At 64.0% G+C, this 22,091-nt stretch carries 20 protein-coding genes and 1 tRNA gene; 9 read left to right on the top strand and 12 right to left on the bottom strand.

The window, feature by feature from the left end; translation table 11 throughout:
* Positions 1-2: 2 nt before the first annotated feature.
* Positions 3-854, top strand: a complete 852-nt coding sequence (locus ML401_RS09640; protein WP_194406769.1) for an ABC transporter permease — start codon at positions 3-5, stop codon at positions 852-854.
* A 3-nt stretch (positions 855-857) separates the two neighbouring features.
* Here the strand turns inward: ML401_RS09640 and ML401_RS09645 are convergent, their stop codons facing one another.
* From ML401_RS09645 to ML401_RS09680, 8 genes are all read right to left on the bottom strand, one after another.
* Positions 858-2,105 (bottom strand): class I SAM-dependent RNA methyltransferase, encoded by a 1,248-nt coding sequence (locus tag ML401_RS09645; RefSeq protein ID WP_285811647.1) that lies wholly within the window; start codon positions 2,103-2,105, stop codon positions 858-860.
* On the bottom strand, positions 2,098-2,832 hold the full coding sequence (locus ML401_RS09650) for a TlyA family RNA methyltransferase (RefSeq protein ID WP_285811648.1): 735 nt from the start codon (positions 2,830-2,832) through the stop codon (positions 2,098-2,100). Before ML401_RS09650 ends, ML401_RS09645 begins: the two co-directional genes overlap by 8 nt.
* Before the next feature lie 25 nt (positions 2,833-2,857).
* Complete coding sequence (locus tag ML401_RS09655) at positions 2,858-3,412, bottom strand: nucleoside 2-deoxyribosyltransferase (RefSeq protein ID WP_285811649.1); 555 nt, start codon at positions 3,410-3,412, stop codon at positions 2,858-2,860.
* A gap of 235 nt (positions 3,413-3,647) precedes the next feature.
* The gene (dxs, locus tag ML401_RS09660) at positions 3,648-5,576 is read right to left on the bottom strand and encodes a 1-deoxy-D-xylulose-5-phosphate synthase (protein WP_211418006.1); all 1,929 of its coding nucleotides are present in this window, start codon (positions 5,574-5,576) and stop codon (positions 3,648-3,650) included.
* Between the two features lie 607 nt (positions 5,577-6,183).
* Positions 6,184-6,435, bottom strand: a complete 252-nt coding sequence (locus ML401_RS09665; RefSeq protein WP_091964702.1) for an exodeoxyribonuclease VII small subunit — start codon at positions 6,433-6,435, stop codon at positions 6,184-6,186.
* 74 nt (positions 6,436-6,509) lie between these two features.
* Positions 6,510-7,439: a histone deacetylase family protein gene (locus tag ML401_RS09670; RefSeq protein WP_194406773.1), complete on the bottom strand. Its 930-nt coding sequence runs from the start codon at positions 7,437-7,439 to the stop codon at positions 6,510-6,512.
* Positions 7,440-7,574: 135 nt separating this feature from the next.
* Positions 7,575-9,230: a bifunctional UDP-sugar hydrolase/5'-nucleotidase gene (locus tag ML401_RS09675; protein WP_285811653.1), complete on the bottom strand. Its 1,656-nt coding sequence runs from the start codon at positions 9,228-9,230 to the stop codon at positions 7,575-7,577.
* Positions 9,231-9,407: 177 nt separating this feature from the next.
* Positions 9,408-10,166, bottom strand: coding sequence for an enoyl-CoA hydratase-related protein (locus ML401_RS09680; RefSeq protein ID WP_259204870.1), 759 nt, complete (start codon positions 10,164-10,166; stop codon positions 9,408-9,410).
* A gap of 84 nt (positions 10,167-10,250) precedes the next feature.
* Here ML401_RS09680 and ML401_RS09685 point away from each other — a divergent pair, with 84 nt between their 5' ends.
* Together ML401_RS09685 and ML401_RS09690 are read left to right on the top strand one after the other, a co-directional pair.
* Complete coding sequence (locus ML401_RS09685; RefSeq protein ID WP_285811655.1) at positions 10,251-10,409, top strand: hypothetical protein; 159 nt, start codon at positions 10,251-10,253, stop codon at positions 10,407-10,409.
* Positions 10,409-11,647: an MFS transporter gene (locus ML401_RS09690; protein ID WP_285811657.1), complete on the top strand. Its 1,239-nt coding sequence runs from the start codon at positions 10,409-10,411 to the stop codon at positions 11,645-11,647. The genes ML401_RS09685 and ML401_RS09690 overlap by 1 nt, the downstream gene beginning before the upstream one ends.
* A gap of 198 nt (positions 11,648-11,845) precedes the next feature.
* On the opposite strand, the gene ML401_RS09695 is transcribed toward ML401_RS09690, so the two are convergent.
* Entirely contained in the window at positions 11,846-13,624 is a 1,779-nt protein-coding gene (locus ML401_RS09695) for an acyl-CoA dehydrogenase (protein WP_285811659.1), read from the bottom strand.
* Positions 13,625-13,878: 254 nt separating this feature from the next.
* On the opposite strand from ML401_RS09695, the gene ML401_RS09700 reads away from it, so the two are divergent.
* Positions 13,879-13,953: transfer RNA gene (locus ML401_RS09700), tRNA-Gln, on the top strand.
* Positions 13,954-14,155: 202 nt separating this feature from the next.
* Here ML401_RS09700 and ML401_RS09705 read toward each other — a convergent pair.
* Positions 14,156-14,671: a helix-turn-helix domain-containing protein gene (locus ML401_RS09705; RefSeq protein WP_194406779.1), complete on the bottom strand. Its 516-nt coding sequence runs from the start codon at positions 14,669-14,671 to the stop codon at positions 14,156-14,158.
* A gap of 242 nt (positions 14,672-14,913) precedes the next feature.
* On the opposite strand from ML401_RS09705, the gene ML401_RS09710 reads away from it, so the two are divergent.
* Both ML401_RS09710 and ML401_RS09715 read left to right on the top strand, forming a co-directional pair.
* Positions 14,914-15,546 (top strand): 2-hydroxychromene-2-carboxylate isomerase, encoded by a 633-nt coding sequence (locus tag ML401_RS09710; RefSeq protein WP_285811663.1) that lies wholly within the window; start codon positions 14,914-14,916, stop codon positions 15,544-15,546.
* A gap of 96 nt (positions 15,547-15,642) precedes the next feature.
* Positions 15,643-16,842: a CaiB/BaiF CoA-transferase family protein gene (locus tag ML401_RS09715; RefSeq protein WP_285811664.1), complete on the top strand. Its 1,200-nt coding sequence runs from the start codon at positions 15,643-15,645 to the stop codon at positions 16,840-16,842.
* Positions 16,843-16,867: 25 nt separating this feature from the next.
* Here the strand turns inward: ML401_RS09715 and ML401_RS09720 are convergent, their stop codons facing one another.
* Both ML401_RS09720 and ML401_RS09725 read right to left on the bottom strand, forming a co-directional pair.
* Positions 16,868-17,545, bottom strand: coding sequence for a glutathione S-transferase family protein (locus tag ML401_RS09720; protein WP_211417974.1), 678 nt, complete (start codon positions 17,543-17,545; stop codon positions 16,868-16,870).
* Between the two features lies 1 nt (position 17,546).
* Positions 17,547-18,290, bottom strand: a complete 744-nt coding sequence (locus tag ML401_RS09725) for an SDR family NAD(P)-dependent oxidoreductase (RefSeq protein ID WP_285811666.1) — start codon at positions 18,288-18,290, stop codon at positions 17,547-17,549.
* 233 nt (positions 18,291-18,523) lie between these two features.
* Between ML401_RS09725 and ML401_RS09730 the strand changes: the two genes are divergently transcribed.
* Genes ML401_RS09730 through ML401_RS09740 form a run of 3 tightly spaced genes read left to right on the top strand, consistent with a single transcriptional unit; the run spans position 18,524 to position 22,079 of the window.
* The gene (locus ML401_RS09730; protein ID WP_285811668.1) at positions 18,524-20,128 is read left to right on the top strand and encodes a class I adenylate-forming enzyme family protein; all 1,605 of its coding nucleotides are present in this window, start codon (positions 18,524-18,526) and stop codon (positions 20,126-20,128) included.
* 18 nt (positions 20,129-20,146) lie between these two features.
* On the top strand, positions 20,147-20,884 hold the full coding sequence (locus ML401_RS09735; RefSeq protein WP_211417971.1) for an SDR family oxidoreductase: 738 nt from the start codon (positions 20,147-20,149) through the stop codon (positions 20,882-20,884).
* A gap of 13 nt (positions 20,885-20,897) precedes the next feature.
* Positions 20,898-22,079 (top strand): acyl-CoA dehydrogenase family protein, encoded by a 1,182-nt coding sequence (locus ML401_RS09740; RefSeq protein WP_285811669.1) that lies wholly within the window; start codon positions 20,898-20,900, stop codon positions 22,077-22,079.
* Positions 22,080-22,091: the final 12 nt, after the last annotated feature.

The following is a 22,091-nucleotide window of genomic DNA, read 5'->3' on the forward strand; positions in this document are numbered from 1 at the left end:
CCATGTCCAACAGCCGCATCGTCATCCTGTTCTGGCAACTGGCCATTCTCGCAGCAATTCTCGTCGTCTGGCAGTGGGGCTTCGAATGGAGCAAGGCGCTGCTGCCGAAAGCCTTTGTGCCAAAAATCCTCGATCCCTATTTCGTCGCCAAGCCGTCGCTGATCTGGCAAAGTTTTTTGCGGCTCGGCTGCTTTGCTGACGCCGGCGGTTTTGCCGCCTGCGTCAAGAGCAACGACAACAATCTGTGGCTTGCAACGCTCGTCACCTTGAAGAACACCTGGTGGGGCTTCCTGTTCGGCTCGGCAAGCGGCATCGCGGCTGGCCTCGTTCTCGGCCGTTCGGAGTTCCTGGCGCGCGTGTTCGGGCCCTACATCGTCGCGCTCAACTCGATCCCGCGCATCGCGCTGGTGCCGCTCGTGATCCTGATCTTCGGCCTCGGCGACCTCTCCAAGATCGCGACCGCCTGGCTCGTCGTGTTCTTCGTGGTGTTCTTCAACACCTTCGAGGGAACGCGGGCGGTCGACCGCGACCAGATCGCCGCCGCCCGCCTGCTCGGCGCCAGCGAATTCACGGTGCTGCGGACCGTTGTGATCCCGTCGGCGCTCGCCTGGGTGTTCGCTTCGCTCCTGCCGGCGGTGTCCTTTGCGCTGATCGGCGTCATCGTCGGCGAGTTCATCGGCGCCGAGCGCGGCCTCGGCAAGCTCATCATCGAAGCCGAGGCGCGGGCCAATGCCAGCGAGATGATGGTCGCCATCTTCGTGATGATGTTCGTCGGCATCCTGCTCGCGGTCGCGGTGCGCTCGTTGCAGTCCTACCTCTTGCGATGGCAGCCGCAATTCGAGCCGTCGGCGTAGCCATCAACGGCTGAATCGCGCCACCAGCTCCACGTGCGGCGTGTGCCGGAACTGGTCGACCGGCACCACCGCCTCCAGCCGATAGCCGCCGTCGATCAGCAGGCGCGCGTCGCGGGCAAAGGTCGCGGCGTTGCAGGACACCGCGATCACGACCGGCACTTTGCTCGCAGCGAGCTTTAGCGCCTGCGCCTGCGCTCCCTGGCGCGGCGGATCGAACACCACGGCGTCGAAGTCGCGCAGCTCCGGCGGCACCAGAGGGCGGCGGAACAGGTCGCGCGGTTCGGCCTTGATCGGCTTCAGGCCGGGTGTGCGCGCGGCCTTCGCCAGCGCCGCGACCGCCCCGGCGTCGTTGTCATAGGCGGTGAGTCGCGCCTTCTCGGCGAGCCGTAGCGCGAACGGGCCGACACCGCAGAAGAGGTCGAGGACCTCTTTGGCCTTGCCGATGCGCTCGATGACGAGCGCGGCCAGCGTCTCTTCGCCTGCGACGGTTGCCTGCAGGAACGAGCCCGGCGGCAGCGTCACCTCGGCGCGGCCCATCTTCACCGTCGGCGGCAGGCGTTGCAGCACCAGCTCGCCGTGCCGCGTCAGCCGCGCCAGGCGGTGCTGCTCGGCGACGCGCGACAGCGCCGTAACCAGCGGCGTCGGCAGCGGCCCGGAGCCGCGCACGTCGACATCGAGGCCGTTGCTGGTGGCGGTCACCTGGATGTCGAGCGGCTTGGTCACCGGCATCTTCGACGTCAGCGGTTCGGCGAGCGCCCAGGCGGCATCGAGCGCGCCCTCCAGCGCGGGATCGAGGATGGGGCAGCGGTGGATCGGGATGACGTCGTGCGAACTCGTCGCGGAGAAGCCGACCTTGAGGATGTCGTGCGTTCCATAGCGGCCGTGCAGCGTGACACGGCGGCGGCCGGCGCCATGGGCATCCACCAGCGGCGCCACCTCGCAATCGATGCCGGCCTGCGCCAGCGTCTCGACCACGATGCCGCGCTTCCAGGCGTGATAGGGCTCTGCCGCCCAGTGCTGGATCGCGCAGCCGCCGCAGACGCCGAAATGCGGGCAGAACGGCTCGATGCGCTCGGGGCTTGCGACATCGACCGCGAGCAGCTTGCGGCGATCGGGATGGTGGCCGACGACGTGATCGACCTCGACTGTCTCGCCTCGCAGCGTATAGGGCACATAGACCGCATCGCCCGTCGTGAGGCAGACGCCGTCGCCGCGATGGCCTACGTGATCGATGGTCAGGCGCTCAACCACGGCGCGCGCCCAGGAAGAATTCGATATTGCCGTCACCGCCCGCGATCGTGGAGGGAAACACCTCGATATCGGTGCAGCCGAGCGACGCGGCGAAGGCGGCGATGTCGTCGCAGATCTCCCGGTGCACGGTGGCGTCGCGGACGATGCCCTTCTTGTTGTGCTTCCTGTCAGCCTCGAATTGCGGCTTGATCAGCGCCAGCAGGCTCATCGGCGCGGCGGCGAGGGAGAGCGCCACCGGCAGCACCGTCTTGAGCGAGATGAAGCTGACGTCGATGACGACGACATCGGGCCGCGCCGGCAGCCGTTTGCCGTCATAGCTGCGGATATCGGTCTCCTCCATCGACACGATCTTGGAATGACCGCGCAGCGAGGGATGCAGCTGGCTGGTGCCGACGTCGATCGCGAACACCAGGCTCGCGCCATTCGCCAGCAGCACCTCCGTGAAGCCGCCGGTGGACGCTCCGACGTCGAGACAGACATGGTCCTCGATCTCGATGGGATAGCGCTCCAGCGCGCCGGCGAGCTTGACGCCGCCGCGCGAGACATAGGGGTGCGCGGGCTCCGCCTGGATCACGGCGTCCTCGGCGATGGTCTCCGACGGCTTTGAAACCTGCCTGTCGTCGGCCGTGACCAGGCCGGCCTCGATCGCCGCGCGGGCCCGCGCCCGGCTCTCGAACAGGCCGCGCTCGACCAAAAGAACATCCGCGCGCTTGCGGGCAGGGGACAATCGACTCTCCGGATCAGGCTGGCGCTTATGGTGCAACCAATCGCGCGGCTGCCATCCGGACGCAAGCCTCGAACGCGGCCAGATCGTGCCAGACGTCGGTGGGCATCGTGGCCGGCGTCACCAACGCGCAGCCATGCAGCTCCAGCGCATGGATCATCATGAGATTGTCAACGAGGCCGAAATCCTCGACGGTCAGGCCCTGCGCGTCGACCAGCCGCCCGTCCTCGGACGTGACGTCCATGAAGCGGCCGAGGCGGTCGGCATAGGTGGCGCCGTCGTTGGAATAGGCGAGGCAGAACTTGCGGCGCCCGGCCATATAGCCGAGCTCGTAGACGGTGCCGGGATCGGCACCGGCGCCACGGAACGGGGTGAGGTTGGCGATGATGGCATCGGCCTCGTCCATCATCGCCTCGTTGCCGCAGAAGATCTGCCGCGAAGCGTCGGATGCGGAAAGGTCGATGGCGTTGTCGAGGGGATAGAGGCCGGTGAGACCGTGAGCGGCGCAGATCGCGGCCTTGCGCCGGCCGATCTCCATGGCATCCGGCAGGAACACGTCGGGACCAGCCAGATAGATTTTCATGGCGTTAGTACCGGAAAATTTGGGTCGAGGTGCAAGCCATAGCGTGCGGTTTGCTGCCTCCCCCGCGTGCGGGGGAGGCAAAGGCGGCCTTTGGCTGCCGTTCTTAGGGAACGCCGATGCGAAGCATCGGCTACGGGAGAGGGTTGTATCCTCAATCGAGAACCCCGGAGAGGAGAACGCCCTCACCCGACGCTTCGCGTCGACCTCTCCCGCAAGCGGGAGAGGTAAACCAGCCTCAAGCCAGCTTGACCGTCTCGGCCTTGACGTCCTTGCCGAGCGCCTCGAACACCTTGGCGACGATGCCCTTGGCGTCGAGACCGGCGCGGCCGTACATCGCGGCGGGGGTGTCGTGGTCCTGGAACACGTCGGGCAGCACCATCGAGCGGAACTTGACCATGCCGGTGTCGAGCACGCCCTGGTCGGTCAGGAACTGCGCGACATGCGAGCCGAAGCCGCCGACCGAGCCTTCTTCGATCGTGATCAGCACATCGTGGTCGCGCGCGAGCTTGAGCACCAGCTCGGTATCGAGCGGCTTCATGAAGCGCGCATCCGCGATCGAGGTGGAGAGGCCATGCGCGGCGAGCTCGTCGGCGGCCTTCTCGCATTCGGCGAGGCGCGTGCCGAAGGAGAGCAGGGCGATCTTGCTGCCCTGGCGGATCATGCGGCCCTTGCCGATCTCGAGCGGAATGCCAACCTCGGGCATCTCGATGCCGCGGCCTTCGCCGCGCGGATAGCGCAGCGAACTCGGACGGTCGTTGATCGCGACCTGGGTCGCCACCATGTGCACGAGTTCGGCCTCATCGGCCGCCGCCATGATCACCATGTTCGGCAGACAGCCGAGATAGGCGTTGTCGAACGAGCCGGCATGCGTCGCACCGTCGGCGCCGACGAGGCCGGCGCGGTCGATGGCGAAGCGGACGGGCAGGTTCTGGATCGCGACGTCATGCACGATCTGGTCGTAGCCGCGCTGCAGGAAGGTCGAGTAGATCGCGCAGAACGGCTTGTAGCCTTCGGTCGCGAGTCCCGCGGCGAACGTCACCGCGTGCTGCTCGGCGATGCCGACATCGAACGTGCGGTCGGGGAAGGCCTTGTTGAAGATGTCGACGCCGGTGCCCGACGGCATCGCCGCGGTGATGGCGACGATCTTGTCGTCCTTCTGGGCTTCCTTGACGAGGCTCTGGCCGAACACGTTCTGGTAGGCCGGCGCATTCGGCTTGGCCTTGGCCTGGGTGCCGGTCGCGACGTCGAACTTGACGACGGCGTGGTACTTGTCGGCGGACGCTTCCGCGGGGCCGTAGCCCTTGCCCTTCTGCGTCACGACGTGGACCAGGATCGGACCGGTCTCCATGTCGCGCACGTTCTTCAGCACGGGCAGCAGATGGTCGAGATTGTGACCGTCGATCGGGCCGACATAGTAGAAGCCGAGCTCCTCGAACAGCGTGCCGCCGTCCATCATGAAGCCGCGGGAATATTCCTCGACGCGGTTGGCGCGGCTGGCGATGATCTTGGGCAGGCGCTTGTTGATCTGCTTGGCCGCATCGCGCAGTGTGCGATAGGTCTTGCCGGAGTAGAGCCGCGACAGATAGGCGCTCATGGCGCCGACCGGCGGCGCGATCGACATGTCGTTGTCGTTGAGGATGACGATCAGGCGCGAGTTCATGGCGCCCGCATTGTTCATGGCCTCATAGGCCATGCCCGCCGACATCGCGCCGTCACCGATCACGGCGATGACGTTGTTCTTGCCGCCGGAGAGATCGCGCGCCACCGCCATGCCGAGGCCGGCAGAGATCGAGGTCGAGGAATGTGCCGCGCCGAACGGATCGTAATCGCTCTCGCTGCGCTTGGTGAAGCCGGACAGGCCGCCGCCGGTGCGCAGCGTGCGGATGCGGTCGCGGCGTCCGGTGAGAATCTTGTGCGGATAGGCCTGGTGGCCGACGTCCCAGATCAGCCGGTCGCGCGGCGTGTCGAAGACGTAATGGATCGCGGTGGTGAGCTCGACCACGCCGAGGCCCGCGCCGAAGTGACCGCCGGTCACCGAGACGGCATCGATGGTCTCCTGCCGCAGCTCGTCGGCGACCTGGCGAACCTGCTCGATCTTGAGCTTGCGCAGGTCTTCCGGCGTCCGGATGGTGTCGAGAAGCGGCGTTTTACTGTATGCGTTCACGGCGATTTCCAATTTGTCAGCGCCGGAAGGTCATTCCGGTGCGCGATGGGTTTGCACAATATCGGCGCAGCGCGAGTCCTCAAACCGTCGGAGCCACCTGCATGGGGCAAGGCCCCGTCTTCAAGCTTAGGTAAGCTTAAGTGCGCTCCGGTTCAGTCTCTGTGATCCCTGTCACTTAGATCGGCTTCGTCCGTCCCAGCCAATTTCATTAGCAGATTGAAGCGCTTGTCGTCGGTATTCGGTGCCCACGCAAGGCTTGCAAAAAGCCACACTCCGCGCAGCTTTACACCAAAGCTTGGGCCAAAGCCAACCCGCCGGACCGATTAGGGGTATGCAGATGCAACCGGCGGGCCAGAGTGGTTAACCGTGGGCGGGGACCATGGGTTCCGGCCCAGGCCCGCCCCTATGCAGGCTATTTTACCTGAATGACCCCTTTTTGCCCTCAGCAGGCCGATTCCGGACCGGACGGGCAATCGATCCGTCTGCACGGAACCGCGAAGCTTCGGAACGACGCCGTGCGATCATGAAAACAATGCGGCGGCCACGCTTGCCGTGAAGCTGCTTCGCCCGGTTGTCAGGCGACCGGGCAGGAAATTCTCGGCTCCGCTTACTGGACGTCGAGCGGTGCCGTGCCGGTGGCCTGGCCGCTGGCATCGGTGGTGATCTTGTCGACGCGCGCCTCGGCCTGGCGCAGCAACTCCTCGCAGCGACGCTTGAGCGCCTCGCCGCGCTCGTAGATCGTCACGGATTCCTCGAGCGGCACCTTGCCGTCCTCGAGCCGCTTCACGATCGTTTCGAGTTCCTCGATCGCGCGCTCGAAGGTGAGCTTGGAGACGTCGACTTGGGTATTTTCGGCCATATCCGTTTCCGATTGCCCGATTCGCTTTCGCTGGAGTGAAGGCGGGTTTTGCGGGCTTAATGTGGCGGGCGTCTCTACGCGCCCATCAGGGCGCCGACATGCGCCGTAACAGATTCTTTCAGTCCTTGCAGGTCATAGCCGCCCTCGAGCACCGAGACAACACGCCCTCCGGCGGTCTTGTCGGCGAGATCCATCAGCTTGCGCGTCACCCAGGCATAATCCTCCGCGCGCAAATTCAGCGAGGCCAGGGGATCGCGGTAATGCGCGTCGAAGCCGGCGGAGATGACGAGCAGCTCGGGGCTGAATTTTTCGAGCTGCGGCAGGATCAGATTCTCGAACGCGGAGCGGAATTCCGGCCCGCCGTCCTCGGAGGCGAGCGGCGCGTTGACGATAGTGTCGTGGTCGCCGCGCTCGCCCTTGGCGCCGGTGCCCGGAAACAGCGGCATCTGATGCGTCGAGCAGTACATCACGGTGGGGTCCGACCAGAAGATGTCCTGGGTGCCGTTGCCGTGATGCACGTCGAAATCGACGATGGCCGCGCGCTTGATGCCGTATTTGCGCTGCGCATGGCGCGCGGCGATCGCGACGTTGTCGAAAAAGCAGAAGCCCATCGGCTTGCCGATCTCGGCGTGATGCCCGGGCGGGCGCACCGCGACGAAGGCGTTGCGATGTTCGCCCTTCATCACCGCTTCAGTCGCCGCGACCGCGCCGCCGACGCCGCGCATCACCGCCTCCCACGTGCCCGGCGACATCGACGTGTCGCCGTCGATATAGACCTGCCCGCTGCTCGGCGCGATGTGGCGCAGCTCGGTGACGTAGTGCTCGTTGTGGCAGAGCGTGACGAGATCGAGATCGCCCTCCGGCGCCTGGTCGCGCGCCAGGAACTGGAAGCGCTCATGCGACAGCGCTTCCTCCACGGCGCGCAGGCGATCGGGCCTTTCAGGGTGTCCCGGCGGCGTGACATGGTCGAGGCAAGCCTTGTGGGAAAGGAGAAGCGTGCTCATCAGGTCGGCCTCACAAGAAACGGGCTTTCGTCGTCGCTTGGCGCATCCGGCGCCAAAACGCAATGCCTGACACAATCTATGCGCTTGGGCGGCAATGGCAAAGGGGCGTCCCGGGCTGCTGCCGTTTGATCCGGATCAATTCACCCGCAGGATGCGGGTCGGCGGTAGCGGACCGATCGGCCCGTGCGCCCGGAAGAACGCGAACAGCGCGTCCGCGTCGTAACCGCCATATTGCGGCGAGGCGCCCTGTTTGGCGACGGTAAAACCGTCGCCGCCGACGGCAAGGTAATCGTTGAGGGTGATACGGTAGCCGCTTCCAGGCTCGATCGGCCTGCCGCCCAGCGTCATCTTCTCGGGGATCACGCGCTCGCCGAATGGCTTCGACGCATCCCAGGCATAGCTGAATCCGTTCGACACCTGGAGGATCCGCGGCCGCTTCGGGTCCAGCCATTGCTGCTCGAGCATGTCCTTGAGCTGGCTGCCGGTGAGCGTCATCGTGACCAGGCGGTTGCGGAACGGCTGGCTGGCGAAGACATCGCCGAAGGTGATCGCGCCGTTCTCCTTCGGGACGATGTCGGTGCGGATGCCGCCGGGATTGGTGAGCGCGATGACAGCGCTGCCATCCCTGGCGTCCTTGGTCGCGGCGAGCTGCGCATCCGCAATGATGTCGCCGAGCGCGCTTTCGCCGGCCTCGTTCGGCACGCGCGACAGCGTCTGCGTCACCGATCCGGCCGGCCGGTTGGCGATCGGCGCCGAGAGCCTGTCATAGGCCTCGATCAGCGCGCTCTGCTCCAGATCTTTCGCCAGCGAGGCATTGGCGACGATGACGTTCTCGCCCCTGGCGCTGACGATGTCGCGCGTGGCGGGATCGAGCTTCAGGTCGATCGCGGTGACCAGCGTGCCGTATTTGTCACCGCTGGTGACGAGCCGCCCGTCGATGTCGCAGACATAGGCGCGATGGGTGTGGCCGCTGACGACGACGTCGACGGCGCGGTCGAACTTCTTCACGATGTCGACGATCGGCCCGGTGATGCCGGGGCATTCATTGTAGTCGCCGGCGGGCTCGCCGCCCTGGTGGATCAGCACCACGATCGCCTCGACGCCGCGCGCCTTCAACTGGGCGACCTGCGCATTCACGGTCTCGGCCTCGTCGCGGAATTCGAGCCCCTGGATGCCTGATGGCGAGACGATGCCCGCGGTCTCCTTCAAGGTCAGCCCGATGAAGGCGACAGGGATGCCCTCGAACTCCTTGATCTCATAGGGCGGCAGCACGCTGTTGCCCGTCGCGGCCTCGATGGTGGATGCTGCGAGATAACGGAATTTGGCGCCCGTGAAGGGATGCGGCCCCTGGCAGCCGTCGACCGGATGGCAGCCGCCGTTCTGCATCCGCAGCAGCTCGGTCTTGCCCTCGTCGAATTCGTGATTGCCGACCGAGCTGATCGCGAGCCCCATCATCGACAACGACTCGATCGAGGGCTCGTCGTGGAACATCGCCGACAGGAACGGGCTCGCGCCGATCAGGTCGCCGGCGGCGACGAGGATCGTGTTCTTGTGTCCGTCGCGCAGCTGCTTGACCAGCGTCGCCATGTATTCAGCGCCGCCGGCCGCCACCATCACTTTCTTGCTCCTGTCCTCGGGATCTCCGATACGGATGCCACCCGGCGGCGGGCGCAGATTGCCGTGGAAATCGTTGATCGCGAGGATGCGCAGCTCGACCGGGGCCGCGGTCTGAGCCGTGGCGGGCAGGGCAAAGGTCAGCGCGAGAGCGGCAAGGGCGGATCGGTATCTCATGGAACTAGAGTAGCCACCCCGCGCGAAGATTTCACGAAGGTTCTCACCGTCATTCCGGGGCGCGCGTAGCGCGAACCCGGAAATCCATTGGGCTGCAGTGACGGTGGATAAATGGATTCGGCTCACGACTTCGCCGCGCCCCGGAATGACTGGCGAGCCTAGGAAGCGCGCGAGCGCCTACCGCTTCTTCCTGTTCGCGAACGCAGTGAACGCCGCCACCGCCTCATCCGACTTCAGCCGTTCGCCGAACAGGTGGCTCTCCTGGTCGATGCGGCGGGTGAGCTCTTCGGCCGGCGCGCGCAGCAGCTTGCGCGAGGTTGCGACCGCTTCGGCCGGCAGCCGGCAGATATCGCGCGCCACCTTGCGCGCCTCGACCTCGGTATGTCCCGCCGACACAACGGTGTTGACGAGGCCGGCGGCATGCGCCTCCGCGGCGGAAAACGTCCGCCCCATCACCAGCATCGCGAAGGCGCGCTGATATCCCATCGTGTTCGGCACCAGGAGGCTGGCTGCGCCGACCGGCACCAGCCCGAGATGGATGTAGGGTGCGGAAAAGGTCGCGGCATTCGAGGCGAGCACGTAGTCGCAGTGGAACAGCATCACGGTGCCCATGCCGATCGACGCTCCGTCGACGGCCGCGATGATCGGTTTGACGTTGAGGGCGAGCGAATAGAGAAATTTTGCGCCTTCCGACAGCGTTTCGGGGCGCGAGGTGTCGGCGTGCATGAAATCGTCGATGTCGTCGCCGGCGGTGAACACGCCGGAGCCGCCGGTGATGATCATGCAGCGGATATCGGGGTTGTTCTGCGCGGTGTCGATCGCGTGGCCCATCTCCCGGTACATGTCCTGGGTGATCGCGTTCTTCTTGCCGGGACGGCGCAGGGTGATCACACGCGTTCCACGCTCTTCGGTGACGACAATGTTGCCATTCGGCATGAGGGTCCCCTGCGAATCGCCGCGATGCCCGCTGCTTTGCGAGTCTCGTCAGGCATCAGCCTACATCATCTCGCAAGCCTGCCAATGCGCTGGCTCAACCTTTTCGGCGCCAATTTCCGCAAGGCCGGCACAGGGCGGCCGCCGCTGTCGCGCACTGCAACAATGAGCTACAATGTTTTAGTTGAAAAACCGGTGGTTGTGGTGCACGATTACCCGGTTCCATTTAGCCGATTGCTCGATTGATGATTGCTGCGACCCGCGTCGACGAATCCTCGCCGCACTACCGCGGCTGGCGCGTCGTGCTGGCCTGCTTTCTGATGGCCTTCTTCATGTTCGGCTTCGGCCTGTACGGCCAGGGCGTTTATCTCGCCGAGCTGCAGCGTGCCCATGGCTGGCCGGGCTCGCTCGTGTCGGCGGCCAGCACCTTCTCGTTTCTCCTGACGTCCGTGCTCGTCATCTTCACCGACGATCTGCTCGACCGTATCGGGCTGCGCGCACTGATCCTGTGCGGCCTGGTGGCGCTGGGCGCTTCGACCGCGCTGCTGGCGCTGATGCAGACGCCCTGGCAGCTTTATCTCGCCTATGCGCTGATGTCGGTCGGCTGGACCGGCATGGGTACCGTGGTGATCGCGACCGTGCTGAACTCCTGGTTCGAACGCCGGCGCGGGCTCGCGCTCAGTCTCGCGTTCAACGGCGCGACCTGCGGCGGCATCATCCTCGTTCCGCTGCTGCTGTCGCTGACCGGCAGCATCGGCTTTCGCTCCGCCATGCTGGCGGCCACGCTTGCGATGATGGTGCTGGTGCTGCCGGTGGTGATGATGTTCATCGGCTGGCCCGCCGGGACGGCGCAGGCGCCGGGCCGCCGCCGCTCCGGTGAAGGCGTGCCGACGCCAGCCCACTCGCGCAAGGCTCTGCTCGCCAACGCGGCATTCTGGACCATGGTGCTGCCGATCGCGATCGCGCTTCTGGCGCAGATGGGATTCATCATCCACCAGGTGAGCTTTCTCGATCCGCTGATCGGCCGCTCCGCCGCAGGGCTCGCGGTCACCATCATGGCGGCGATGGCGGTGGTCGGCCGCCTGTCGCTCGGCCTGTTCGTCGACCGCCTCGATCCGCGTCTGGCCTGCGCCGCGTCGATGACGAGCCAGGCGGCGGCCCTGTTCGTGCTTCTGCAGAGCACGAACCCGACGATGCTGCTGGCGTGCTGCGCCGTCTACGGCTTCTCGATCGGCAGCATGATCACCTTCCCGCCCTTGATCATCCAGCGCGAGATCGGCGCCGACGCCTTCGCCGCCGCAATGGGATTGGGCACGTCGATCAGCGGCGTCGTCAGCGCCTTCGGACCCGGCATCGTCGGCCTGGCGCGGAGTTTCACCGGAAATTATACCATCGCGTTTGCGATGTGCGTCGCGCTGGATCTCGTGGCGGCGGGGATTGTGCTGTGGCGGCCGGGGAGAAGGGCCAAGCTCGCGGCTTCGTAGCCCGGGTCGGATGGCGCTCTCGTGCCCCGGATGCAGCGCAGCGCGACTTCAGCGGTGCGCTGCCGAGCCGGCGCCCATTCTCAGCAGTGTCGGTTGTTGCCATCTGCGCCCCGGCTCTGCGCAGCAACGCCAAAAGCGCGTTTACGCGCGTCTTCGACACGCTATGGCGTTGCAGCGCGTCCGGGACACCAGCGTTCCTTACCCCAGCAGCACCGCGTCCGCCGCCGCGACCGATTCCGCGCTCTCCGTCACGGTGCGCTCCAGCGCGCCGGCCTGCACGGTGATGTTCTCGGCGAAGAAGCGCGCGAGGGAGACGTAGCGCGCGGCGTCCGTGTTGCCGTCGGCCTTGGCGGCAAGCGCCTCGGAAGCGAGCAGACAGCCGCCGAGCGTGGCGCCGAATTGCTGCAGATAGGGTGTTGCACCGGCAAGCGCCTCGTTCGGTGCGGACGCAACCCGCTCCAGCAGCCATTTGCTGGTGCGCGTGAGCGCCTCGAGCGCCTCGCGCAGCTTCGCTCCGGTGGTGCCGAAAGCGGGATCGTTGGAGGCCTCGACCTGTTTGACGGTTGCCGCGAGCTCGTCGAGCAGCGCCCACACCGACGCGCCGCCATTGGCCGCGAGCTTGCGCGTGACGAGGTCGATCGCCTGGATGCCGTTGGTGCCCTCGTAGATCGCGGTGATGCGCGCGTCGCGGTAGTGCTGCGCCGCGCCGGTCTCCTCGATGAAGCCCATGCCGCCATGGATCTGCACGCCGAGATAGGCGACCTCGTTGCCGATGTCGGTGGAATAGGCCTTGGCCATCGGCGTCAGCAGCGCCGCGCGCGCGGCGGCATCCGCGCGCACCTTCGGATCCTTGGCGCGCGTGGAGACGTCGAGCGCGACCGCGGTCGCATAGCAGATGGTGCGCGCGGCGGCGGTCTGCGCCCGCATCCGCATCAGCATGCGCTTGACGTCGGGGTGGACGAAGATCGCATCCGAGCCGTCGCCCTTGCTGCCGACGGCGCGGCCCTGCTTGCGCTCCTGGGCATACGACAAGGCCTGCTGATAGGCACGGTCGGCAACGCCGACGCCCTCCAGGCCGACGCCGAGGCGGGCCTGGTTCATCATCGTGAACATGCAGCGCATGCCCTGGTTCTCTTCGCCAATCAGAAAGCCGATGGCGCCGCCATGATCGCCCATCGTCATGGTGCAGGTGGGGGAGGCATGCATGCCGAGCTTGTGCTCGACGCCGCTGGCGAAGATATCGTTGCGCTGCCCCAGCGATCCGTCGGCATTGACCATGAACTTCGGCACGAGGAAGAGCGAAATGCCCTTGGTGCCGGCGGGCGCATCGGGCAGGCGGGCCAGCACGAAATGCACGATGTTGTCGGTCATGTCGTGTTCGCCATAGGTGATGAAGATTTTCGTCCCCTTGATGCGATAGGTGCCGTCGGCCTGCTTCTCGGCGCGGGTGCGCAGCGCGCCGACGTCGGAGCCGGCCTGCGGCTCGGTGAGTTGCATCGTGCCGGTCCATTCGCCGGAGACGAGTTTTTCGAGATAGATTCTCTTCAACTCGTCATTGCCATGCGCGTCCAGCGCCTCGATCGCCGAGGCCGTCAGCAGCGGGCAGAGGCCGAAGGCGACGTTGGACGCGCTCCAGATCTCGGTGCAGGCTGCGTTGATCGCGATCGGCAGCCCCTGACCGCCGAAATCTTCGGGACCGGCCACCGCGTTCCAGCCGCCTTCGGTCCAGCGCTTGTAGGCGTCCGGCCAGCCCGGCGCGGTCGTGACCTTGCCGTCGTCGAGCTTGATGCCGTGCTCGTCGCCGACCTTGTTGAGCGGCGCCAGCACGTCGGACGCGAACTTGCCGGCTTCCTCCAGCACGGCGGCGGCGATATCCATGTCGAAATCGCCGTAATGACCGGCTTCCACGGCAGCCTTGAGGCCGGCGCCATGGTTGAGCGACAGCAGCATGTCATTGATCGGCGCGCGGTAGGTCATGGTTCACTCCCGTGGACAGGTCTTGGCGCCGTATTCCCATGAAACGGGGGAGGTCTCAATGGTCGCGATACGGGACCGCATCAGGATTTTGCGGGGCCCTCTCGTACGGACCGATAATAAAGTGTCGGCGCGGCCGATCCCGACGGCCGTGGTATTTTGCCTCTCCGAGCGGTTGAAATGCTGCTTCTCTCCCTATAGACCGGCAGCACCTGAGGGAATCTGCGGTAGCCCGGTCTTCCGTCGGTCCCCCCTGTTGGGGCGTAGCCAAGCGGTAAGGCAGCGGATTTTGATTCCGCCATTCGGAGGTTCGATCCCTCCCGCCCCAGCCAGCATACAAGCTGTTGAGTTCGTTGGGTAAGCAGCTCCATTCCTGCCAAATTGTTCGGCGCGTTTGGAAATTGAGCTTCTGATGCTCGGTCCAGAATCGAACCAAGCGACGTCCTGCATCAAGCTGTAGTTCACCCAGCCGATGGCGCAGAGCTAGCCGCCGTGACGCTGCGGCCGTTGCGGGGGAAACGCGGCTCGTCGCCGTTACGCCGCTTTCCTGCGAGGCTTCGGCTTTGCTTTCTTGTCGAGCAAGACCCGCTCTGGAGCCGGGCGCGCGCCTGGACCAGGGTGGACATGAACTTCTTTGGCTGAAAGCGGCTCGCCGCATTCCGAGCACACCATCACGGGGTCGAACATCTTTCCGCACTTGCGGTGCTCATGCAGCAGGGGACGTCCGCGTTCGTCGACCATGTGGGTGTCGCCCCAATGCACGAGTGCCATCATGATCGGATAGAGGTCGAGGCCCTTTTGCGTCAGGATATATTCGTGGCGCTTGGGCGATTCCTGATAGGGAATGCGGCGCAGGACGCCTTGCCGGACCAGCTTCTTCAACCGCTCGGCGAGCAAGTGCCGTGTGATTCCAAGCGCCGACTGAAAACCTTCGAAGCGGCGCGTGCGCAGAAAGCATTCGCGGAGAATCAGGAGAGTCCAGCGGTCACCAATCACACCGATGGTACGAGCCATCGAACACGGCTCTTCCTCAAGTTCATCCCATTTCATTCTGCTCTCCGGTCGGCCGGCGCCTGTTCCGCTCGAATCAGGGGGAAGCGGCAGCGCCGCTCACACCATTCTAGATAGGTACTAAAGTGGATACAATACCCCCGCCGCTCGTCCGAAACCTCGTGATTTCAGAGCAGATTTGACAGTTCAATTTTAGAACTATAGAAATGAGCGACAGCCTGCGTTCGGCCTGGAAGATCATCCAAATCTGACTAACATCGCGCTCTGCGGGAGGAGCTGACATGTCCCTCAAAGTTGAATTCCTGTTCGATTTCGGCAGTCCGAATGCTTACCTCGCGGAACTGGCGCTTCCGGGAATCGAACGGCGCACCGGCGTGAAATTCGAATATGTCCCGATCCTGCTCGGCGGCATCTTCAAGGCGACCGGCAACATGTCCCCGTTCGATGCCCTTCGTGGCATCAAGAACAAGCCGGAATACCAGGCTCTGGAGACCCAGCGCTTCATTCGCCGCCATAACGCGACGAAGTTTCGTCCCAATCCGTTCTTTCCGGTGAATACGTTGATGTTGATGCGCGGCGCCGTCGCGGCGCAGCTCGAAGGCGTGTTCGAGCCGTATTTCCGCGCGGCCTACCACCACATGTGGGAGGAGCCGAAGAAGATGGATGACCTCGAAACCTTCCGAACAGCGTTCATCTCCTCAGGCGTCGATATCGATCGGTTGCTTGCGCGTGCACAGCAGGACGACGTCAAGAAGGGGCTGATCGATCGGACCACCGACGCGGTCAATCGCGGCGCATTCGGCTCGCCGACCTTCTTCGTTGGAAAGGAAATGTTCTTCGGCAAGGACCAACTCCGCGATGTCGAAGAGTCGATCGTCGAGCAGATCGGCCAGCCCGTTTCGAAGACGGCCTAGGGCAGAACCTGAGCCTGCAGAGCCGGCAGATGTCCGGCGTCTGCGTGGACGAAAATTCAGTCGACGTCATAACAAAACCAATTCAGGGAGAATGTCATGCCCGGTCCACTCAACGGCGTCCGTGTCCTCGATCTGACCGGCGTGGTGTCGGGCCCCTTCGCGACCATGTTCCTGGCGGATCAGGGCGCGGACGTCCTGAAAATCGAGCCGATCGGCGGCGACATTACCCGGCGCAGCCGTGCCACGATTGACAAGGAAGGCGAGTTCTCCGCGCTATTCATTTCTTCAAACCGTGGCAAGCGCTCGCTGTCGATTGACGTCAAAAGCGCGGCCGGCCGTGAGGTTCTGGCCAAACTGGTCGCGAACGCGGATGTGCTGGTGCAGAATTTCCGGCCCGGCACCATGGAGCGCCTCGGTCTCGGCGTCGAGGAGTTGCGCCAGCGCCATCCGCGCCTGATCTATGTCTCGATCAGCGGTGTCGGCGACACCGGACCCTATGTGAAGAAGCGTGTTTACGACCCGATCATTCAGGGCCTCTCGGGCTTTGCCGATATCCAGTCGCAGCCGGTCACGAACCGTCCGCAGATGATCCGGACTATCGTCTGCGACAAGACCACCGCCGTGTTCACCGCCCAGGCGGTCGCAGCAGCCCTCTACGCTCGCGAGAAGACAGGGCAGGGTGATCACATCCAGGTCGCCATGCTGGATGCGATGATCTCGTATTTGTGGCCCGAAGGCATGATGCAATACACGGTGGTGGGTGCCGAGGCCGCTGCTGCCGATCCCAACGATCGTCCGGATCTCGTGTTCAAGACCAGCGACGGCTACATCACCGCCGGTACTATTTCCGACTCCGAATGGCAGGGTTTTTGCCGCGCCACCGGCGACCCCGAGCTTGCCAAGGATCCCCGGTTTGCGACGCCATCGGCGCGCTCGGTCAACGCCACGGCACGCATCAACAAGATGGCCGAATATATCAGCCAGCACACCACCGCAGAATGGCTGGAGCGTCTGGATGCCGCCGATGTCCCCTGTTCGCCGATCCTGCGGCGGAGCGAGATCATTCACAATGAACAGGTGGTCGCGCGCGACATCATTGCGGAGTTCGATCAACCGAAAGTGGGGCGGGTGCGGCAACCTAAGCCGGCGGCGCGTTTTGCGATCAACGAGGCCGCGATCGGTGGGCCTGCGCCCCGGGTGGGCGAGCACTCCCGCGACGTGTTGCACGAGCTGGGCTACGACGACGGCGCCATCGACAAGATGGTCGCCGAGCGCAGCCTGCGCGTCGCGGTCTAACCGCGAAGCCTGTAGGCGACGTATTCTAGACCTTCGCCGGCGCCGGCGTGATCGGTGCCATCGGAACATTCGCCGCAACGGCTCGCTGAAAGGCTTCCCGTTTCCTGATGCGTTCGAGATAGGGCTGAGCGTTGTCGCAAATGCCGACGCCATAGGCGATGGCCCACTCCAGGCAGGTCGTGAGCAGGATGTCTGCGCTCGTAAACCGGTCGCCCATCAGAAATTGCCGGCCATCTGCGAGCGCGACTTCGACATGACGCAACTGCTGGCGGAAATACTCGCCGGCCTGGGCAACGACCTCGGGTGCGATGCCGTAGATCGGTCCGAGCGCGTCGGCCCGATGGCGGCGCATCACGTAAAGGCTGGTGGAATCCAGCTCCGCGACGATAAAGAAGCACCATTCCAGCCACGCGGCATACTCGCGCGGGGCTTCCGGAATCAGCGATCGTTCCGGCGTGGAATACATGCGCGACAGGTAGGCAACGATCGCTGCGCTCTCGCCGATGCAGAAGTCGCCATCCTGAAGCAGCGGGATCTTCTGGCGCGGATTGAGCTTCGAGTATTCTGCGGTCTTGGTTTCGCCGGTTCGCGGGCCAATGGGCTTTGTCTTATAGGCTAAGCCCAATTCGTGCATGGCCCAATGCGGACGAATCGTGCGACTCGTTCCAACGCCCCACAGGGTCAGGTTTGGTGCCGCATCCATATTACCATTTCTCCACGGACGGACGGAGATCGAGCTCGTGGGTCCAGCCATCTTTGCTTTGCTGGTGGGTGAACCAATAGGCTTCGGCAATGGAAGACGTCTTGGTCAGGCTATCCGGCGGAATATCGCTTGCTTCGATCCCCTTCGCTGCCTTCATGCGTTGGTGAATCGCCTCGCTATCCACGCCAGCGTCGATCAGGAGATGCACGACGTGAATGTTCTTCGGTCCAAGCTCGCGCGCCATCGCCTGGGCCACTGCTCGAAGTCCGAACTTCGCCGATGAAAATGCTGCAAACCCCGAGCCGCCACGCACGCTTGCCGTCGCACCCGTAAAGAAGATGGTGCCGCGTCCGCGCGACAGCATCACGCGGGCAGCCTCACGTCCAACCAGGAACCCACCATAGCAGGCGAGTTCCCAGGCTTTGAAGAACAACTTCTCCGTCGTGTCGAGCAGAGGCTTGTTGACGTTCGAGCCGGCATTGTAGAGGCAAACCTCGACGGGCCCGTGCTCTTTCTCGACTCGCGCGAAAATGCCTTGGACGTCTGCTTCCTGGCGCGCATCCACGCTGAATGCGTGAATGTCATGCCCCGCAGCCCTCAACTCGGCCACCAGTTCCTGCGATTTGGAGGCATCGCGCCTGCAGATGCAAACCGTATAGCCGCCTCGGGCAAAACGCCGGGCGACCGCCGCGCCAATGGCATCGCCTGCGCCAACAAGTATCGCTACACCGCGGCTCGCAGCCATCCTCGATCCTCCCATTAAGTTCTTATTTGATACTATAGACTAGCTGCCCGATGATGCGTTGTAAACGGCGGTTTTATGAGTCACGCAAAACCGTAATCGGGGAGGGATTGTCCATTCGCCTCCGGGAAAAGTCCGGCGATGATTTATCGATTGACGAGTTCTAAAAAAGAACTATAACTCGAAGCCAAGTGTGCCGCATTGCAAAGTCGGCATGGTCGGTCGGGAGGTCAGTCGTGCTGGAGCTTTCAGAGACGATCAGTGGCGACGAGATTGCTGTCGGCTTGCCGGACCGAATCCATGAAGTAACGGCAGGGCCGGTTGCCAGCGCGCCCGACCGGATCGCGCTGGTCGAGGACGGGGCTTCCTGGAGCTATCGAGACCTGGAGCAGCGCGTTGGCGAGATCGCCACCGTGCTTTCATCGCTGGGGATCAGGGCCGGTGATCGGATGATCATTGTCAGCGAAAACTGTATTGCGCTTGCTGCTTTGCTGCTGGCGGCGAGCCGGCTCGACGCCTGGGCAATCGTCGCCAACCCGCGACTGTCGGCGCGCGAACTGGACCAGATCCGCGATCACAGCGGCGCCCGGCGGATGTTGTTCACGTCGGGTATTTCGAAGGAGGCCGCAGCTCACGCCTCTCGCTACGGCGCCGAGAACCGGCGAATCGGCCCGCTGCCGGAAATTGGCGTTGGCCCGCTCAACGAAAGCGCGACAGTCGAGCCGGTGGAGGTTGATCCAGCAAAGCAAGTCGCGGTTTTGATCTACACGTCAGGGACAACGGGGACTCCCAAGGGCGTGATGCTCTCGCATCACAACCTTCTGATCAGCGCAAAGACCACTGCGTACTTCCGCAGGATGAACGAGGACGACAAAATCTATCTTGTGTTGCCGATCTCGCATATCGTCGGCATCTCGCTCCTGATCATGACGCTGATGGTCGGCGGCACGGTGCGGATGGTCAGCAAATACGATCCTGCGGCGACCGCAAAGGCCATCGCGGAGGAGGGCGTCACCATCCTCAATGGCGTGCCTGCCACCTATCAGCGCCTGCTGGAGTACAAGAGCGTATCAGGCGTGGAACAACTGTCCCGAGGCTCGTTGCGCTTGATTGCCGTCGCCGGCGCGCCGCTGGATCTGAACCTGAAGTTGCGCGTGGAAGGAGAGCTCGGGCTTCCGTTGCTCAACGGCTACGGGATCACCGAATGCTCGCCGGGAATATCAGGCGTACGTTTCGATAAGCCACGCTCGGATCAGGCTGTCGGAACGCTGCTGCCTGGTGTGGAAGCGCGGGTGCGAACCATCGAAGGATTTCCGACTGTATCCGGTGAAGTCGGCGAGCTGCATGTTCGCGGGCGCAACGTGATGCTGGGATACTATCGTGCCCCCGAGCTCACCGCGAAGGTGATTGACAGCGAGGGCTGGTTCAATACCGGCGATCTCGCACGTTTCGACGGCGATTGTCTGTACATCGCCGGCCGCACCAAGGAAATGATCATTCGTTCCGGTTTCAACGTCTATCCCGCGGAGGTCGAAGCAGTCCTCAGCTCACACGAGGACGTCGTGCAATCCGCTGTGGTCGGTCGTGCCGCGGACGGCAATGAGGAGATCGTGGCCTTTGTGCAATTGCTGCCAGGATCGCGCACGACACCAGAGATCTTGATGGATTTCGTCCGATCTCAGCTGACTTCTTACAAGCGGCCGTCCGAAATCGTCATACTCGATGCCTTGCCGGCGACCTCGACCGGCAAGATACTCAAGCACAAGCTCGCGGAGTCCTTGCGCGGAGGTGGCGCAACCCCCGCGGTGCAGACGCCCGAATTCCGCAGGCAACATAGCTGACTTTACCGGGAGGACATCTTGCAAAAGAGAAACGCAACCGTGGCCGTCATCGGCGCCGGAGACTTCATCGGCGGCGAGATCGCCAAAAAGTTCGCCGCAGAAGGCTTCACGGTCTTCGCCGGCCGTCGTAACGGCGACAAGCTGGCTCCGCTCGTCAAGGATATCGAGGCTGCCGGCGGAGAGATTCACGCCCGTTCGCTCGACGCTCGCAAGGAAGACGAGATCATCTCCTTCCTCAACGATGCGGACAAGCACGCGCCTCTGGAAGTCTGCATCTTCAATATCGGAGCGAACGTCAATTTCCCAATTCTGGAAACCACAGAACGCGTTTTCCGCAAGGTCTGGGAAATGGCTTGCTATTCCGGCTTTCTGGCCGGTCGCGAGGCGGCCCGCCTCATGCTTCCGCGCGGGGGTGGCAACATCTTCTTTACCGGGGCGACCGCCTCGCTCCGAGGCGGCAGCGGCTATGCTGCTTTCGCAAGCGCCAAGTTTGGCCTTCGTGCGGTCGCGCAAGCCATGGCCCGCGAGCTTGGCCCGAAGAATATTCACGTCGCGCATCTCATCATCGATTCCGGCGTGGATACCGAGTGGGTTCGGCAACGCCGGCTGGAGGCTCTCGGGCCCACCGCGCTGGATGATCCGGACGCCTTGATGCCTCCGTCCTCCGTCGCAACTTCCTATTGGCAGCTCTACCAGCAGCCGAGAAGCGCATGGACATTCGAGCTGGAGATCCGTCCCTTCGGCGAGAAATGGTAGCGGGCCTGCTGCGATGGAGCTCAAGCTTTCGCCCGAGGATGCCGCGTTTCGTGACGAGGTGCGCAGTTTCATTGCGGAGAACTATCCGCCGGAAATGCGCGTTCCCAATCCGGAGACCGACCTGACCAAGGAGCAGTCGCTGCTGTGGCACCGGATCCTCCAGAAGAAGGGTTGGATCGCCCCGCTCTGGCCCAAGGAATATGGCGGCCCGGGCTGGTCCGTCACGCAGCGCTTCATCTTCGAGCAGGAGACCTCTCGCGCCGGCACGCTGCCGCCGCTCGCCTTCAGCGTCACCATGGTCGGGCCGGTGATCTACACGTTCGGCAACGAGGCGCAAAAGAAGAAATTTCTGCCGCGGATCCTGTCCGGCGAGGATTGGTGGTGCCAGGGTTATTCGGAGCCGGGCTCGGGCTCCGACCTTGCAACCGTCAGAACCAAGGCGGTGCGTGAGGGCGACCACTACATCGTCAACGGTCACAAGACCTGGACCACGCTGGCGCAGCATGCCGACTGGATCTTCTGCCTCGTGCGGACCGATCCGAGCGCGAAGCCGCAATCCGGCATCTCCTTCCTGCTGATCGACATGAAGTCGCCCGGTGTCACCGTGCGGCCGATCATCACGATCGATGGCAGCCACGAGGTCAACGACGTCTTCCTCGAGAACGTCCGCGTACCCGCCGAGAACCTGATCGGCGAGGAGAACAAGGGCTGGACCTACGCCAAGTTCCTGCTCGGCAACGAGCGCACCAGCATGGCCGGCATCGGCCGCTCCACCCGCTACATCAACAAGCTGAAACAGATCGTGAAGGCCGAAATACCGGCCGAGGATCCCGCGCATCTCGAATTTCTGCGGGACATTGCCCGCGTCGAGCTCGACGTGCTGGCGCTGGAGGCGACCGAGCTGCGCGTCGTCGCCCAGCTGGCGCGCGGCATAGATCCTGGCCCGGCCGCCTCGCTTTTCAAGATCCGCGGCACCGAAATTTTCCAGGCCATCACCGAACTCACCCATCGCGCGATCGGCAATTACGGCCTTGCCATCCGCGAGCATCCGGTCAGCGCCAATCGCTTCATGCCCGGTCCCGCCTACGGCCATACCGCGTCGGAGAAATTTCTGAACGCGCGCAAGCTCAGCATCTACGGCGGATCCAACGAGATCCAGCGCAACATCATCGCCAAAGCCGTGCTCGGGCTCTAGCCGCGGCGGATC

It is taken from the genome of Bradyrhizobium sp. 62B, assembly GCF_030272265.2.
Classification (GTDB): Bacteria; Pseudomonadota; Alphaproteobacteria; order Rhizobiales; family Xanthobacteraceae; genus Bradyrhizobium.

Excerpts from the sequence above, each read along its gene's own strand:
- ML401_RS09640 (WP_194406769.1), top strand. The coding sequence starts at position 3 with ATGTCCAACAGCCGCATCGTCATCCTGTTCTGGCAACTGGCCATTCTC.
- ML401_RS09655 (WP_285811649.1), bottom strand. The coding sequence starts at position 3,412 with ATGAAAATCTATCTGGCTGGTCCCGACGTGTTCCTGCCGGATGCCATG.
- ML401_RS09665 (WP_091964702.1), bottom strand. The coding sequence starts at position 6,435 with ATGGCCGAAAATACCCAAGTCGACGTCTCCAAGCTCACCTTCGAGCGC.
- ML401_RS09670 (WP_194406773.1), bottom strand. The coding sequence starts at position 7,439 with ATGAGCACGCTTCTCCTTTCCCACAAGGCTTGCCTCGACCATGTCACG.
- ML401_RS09675 (WP_285811653.1), bottom strand. The coding sequence starts at position 9,230 with ATGAGATACCGATCCGCCCTTGCCGCTCTCGCGCTGACCTTTGCCCTG.
- ML401_RS09680 (WP_259204870.1), bottom strand. The coding sequence starts at position 10,166 with ATGCCGAATGGCAACATTGTCGTCACCGAAGAGCGTGGAACGCGTGTG.
- ML401_RS09685 (WP_285811655.1), top strand. The coding sequence starts at position 10,251 with ATGCGCTGGCTCAACCTTTTCGGCGCCAATTTCCGCAAGGCCGGCACA.
- ML401_RS09690 (WP_285811657.1), top strand. The coding sequence starts at position 10,409 with ATGATTGCTGCGACCCGCGTCGACGAATCCTCGCCGCACTACCGCGGC.
- ML401_RS09695 (WP_285811659.1), bottom strand. The coding sequence starts at position 13,624 with ATGACCTACCGCGCGCCGATCAATGACATGCTGCTGTCGCTCAACCAT.
- ML401_RS09705 (WP_194406779.1), bottom strand. The coding sequence starts at position 14,671 with ATGAAATGGGATGAACTTGAGGAAGAGCCGTGTTCGATGGCTCGTACC.
- ML401_RS09710 (WP_285811663.1), top strand. The coding sequence starts at position 14,914 with ATGTCCCTCAAAGTTGAATTCCTGTTCGATTTCGGCAGTCCGAATGCT.
- ML401_RS09715 (WP_285811664.1), top strand. The coding sequence starts at position 15,643 with ATGCCCGGTCCACTCAACGGCGTCCGTGTCCTCGATCTGACCGGCGTG.
- ML401_RS09720 (WP_211417974.1), bottom strand. The coding sequence starts at position 17,545 with ATGGATGCGGCACCAAACCTGACCCTGTGGGGCGTTGGAACGAGTCGC.
- ML401_RS09725 (WP_285811666.1), bottom strand. The coding sequence starts at position 18,290 with ATGGCTGCGAGCCGCGGTGTAGCGATACTTGTTGGCGCAGGCGATGCC.
- ML401_RS09740 (WP_285811669.1), top strand. The coding sequence starts at position 20,898 with ATGGAGCTCAAGCTTTCGCCCGAGGATGCCGCGTTTCGTGACGAGGTG.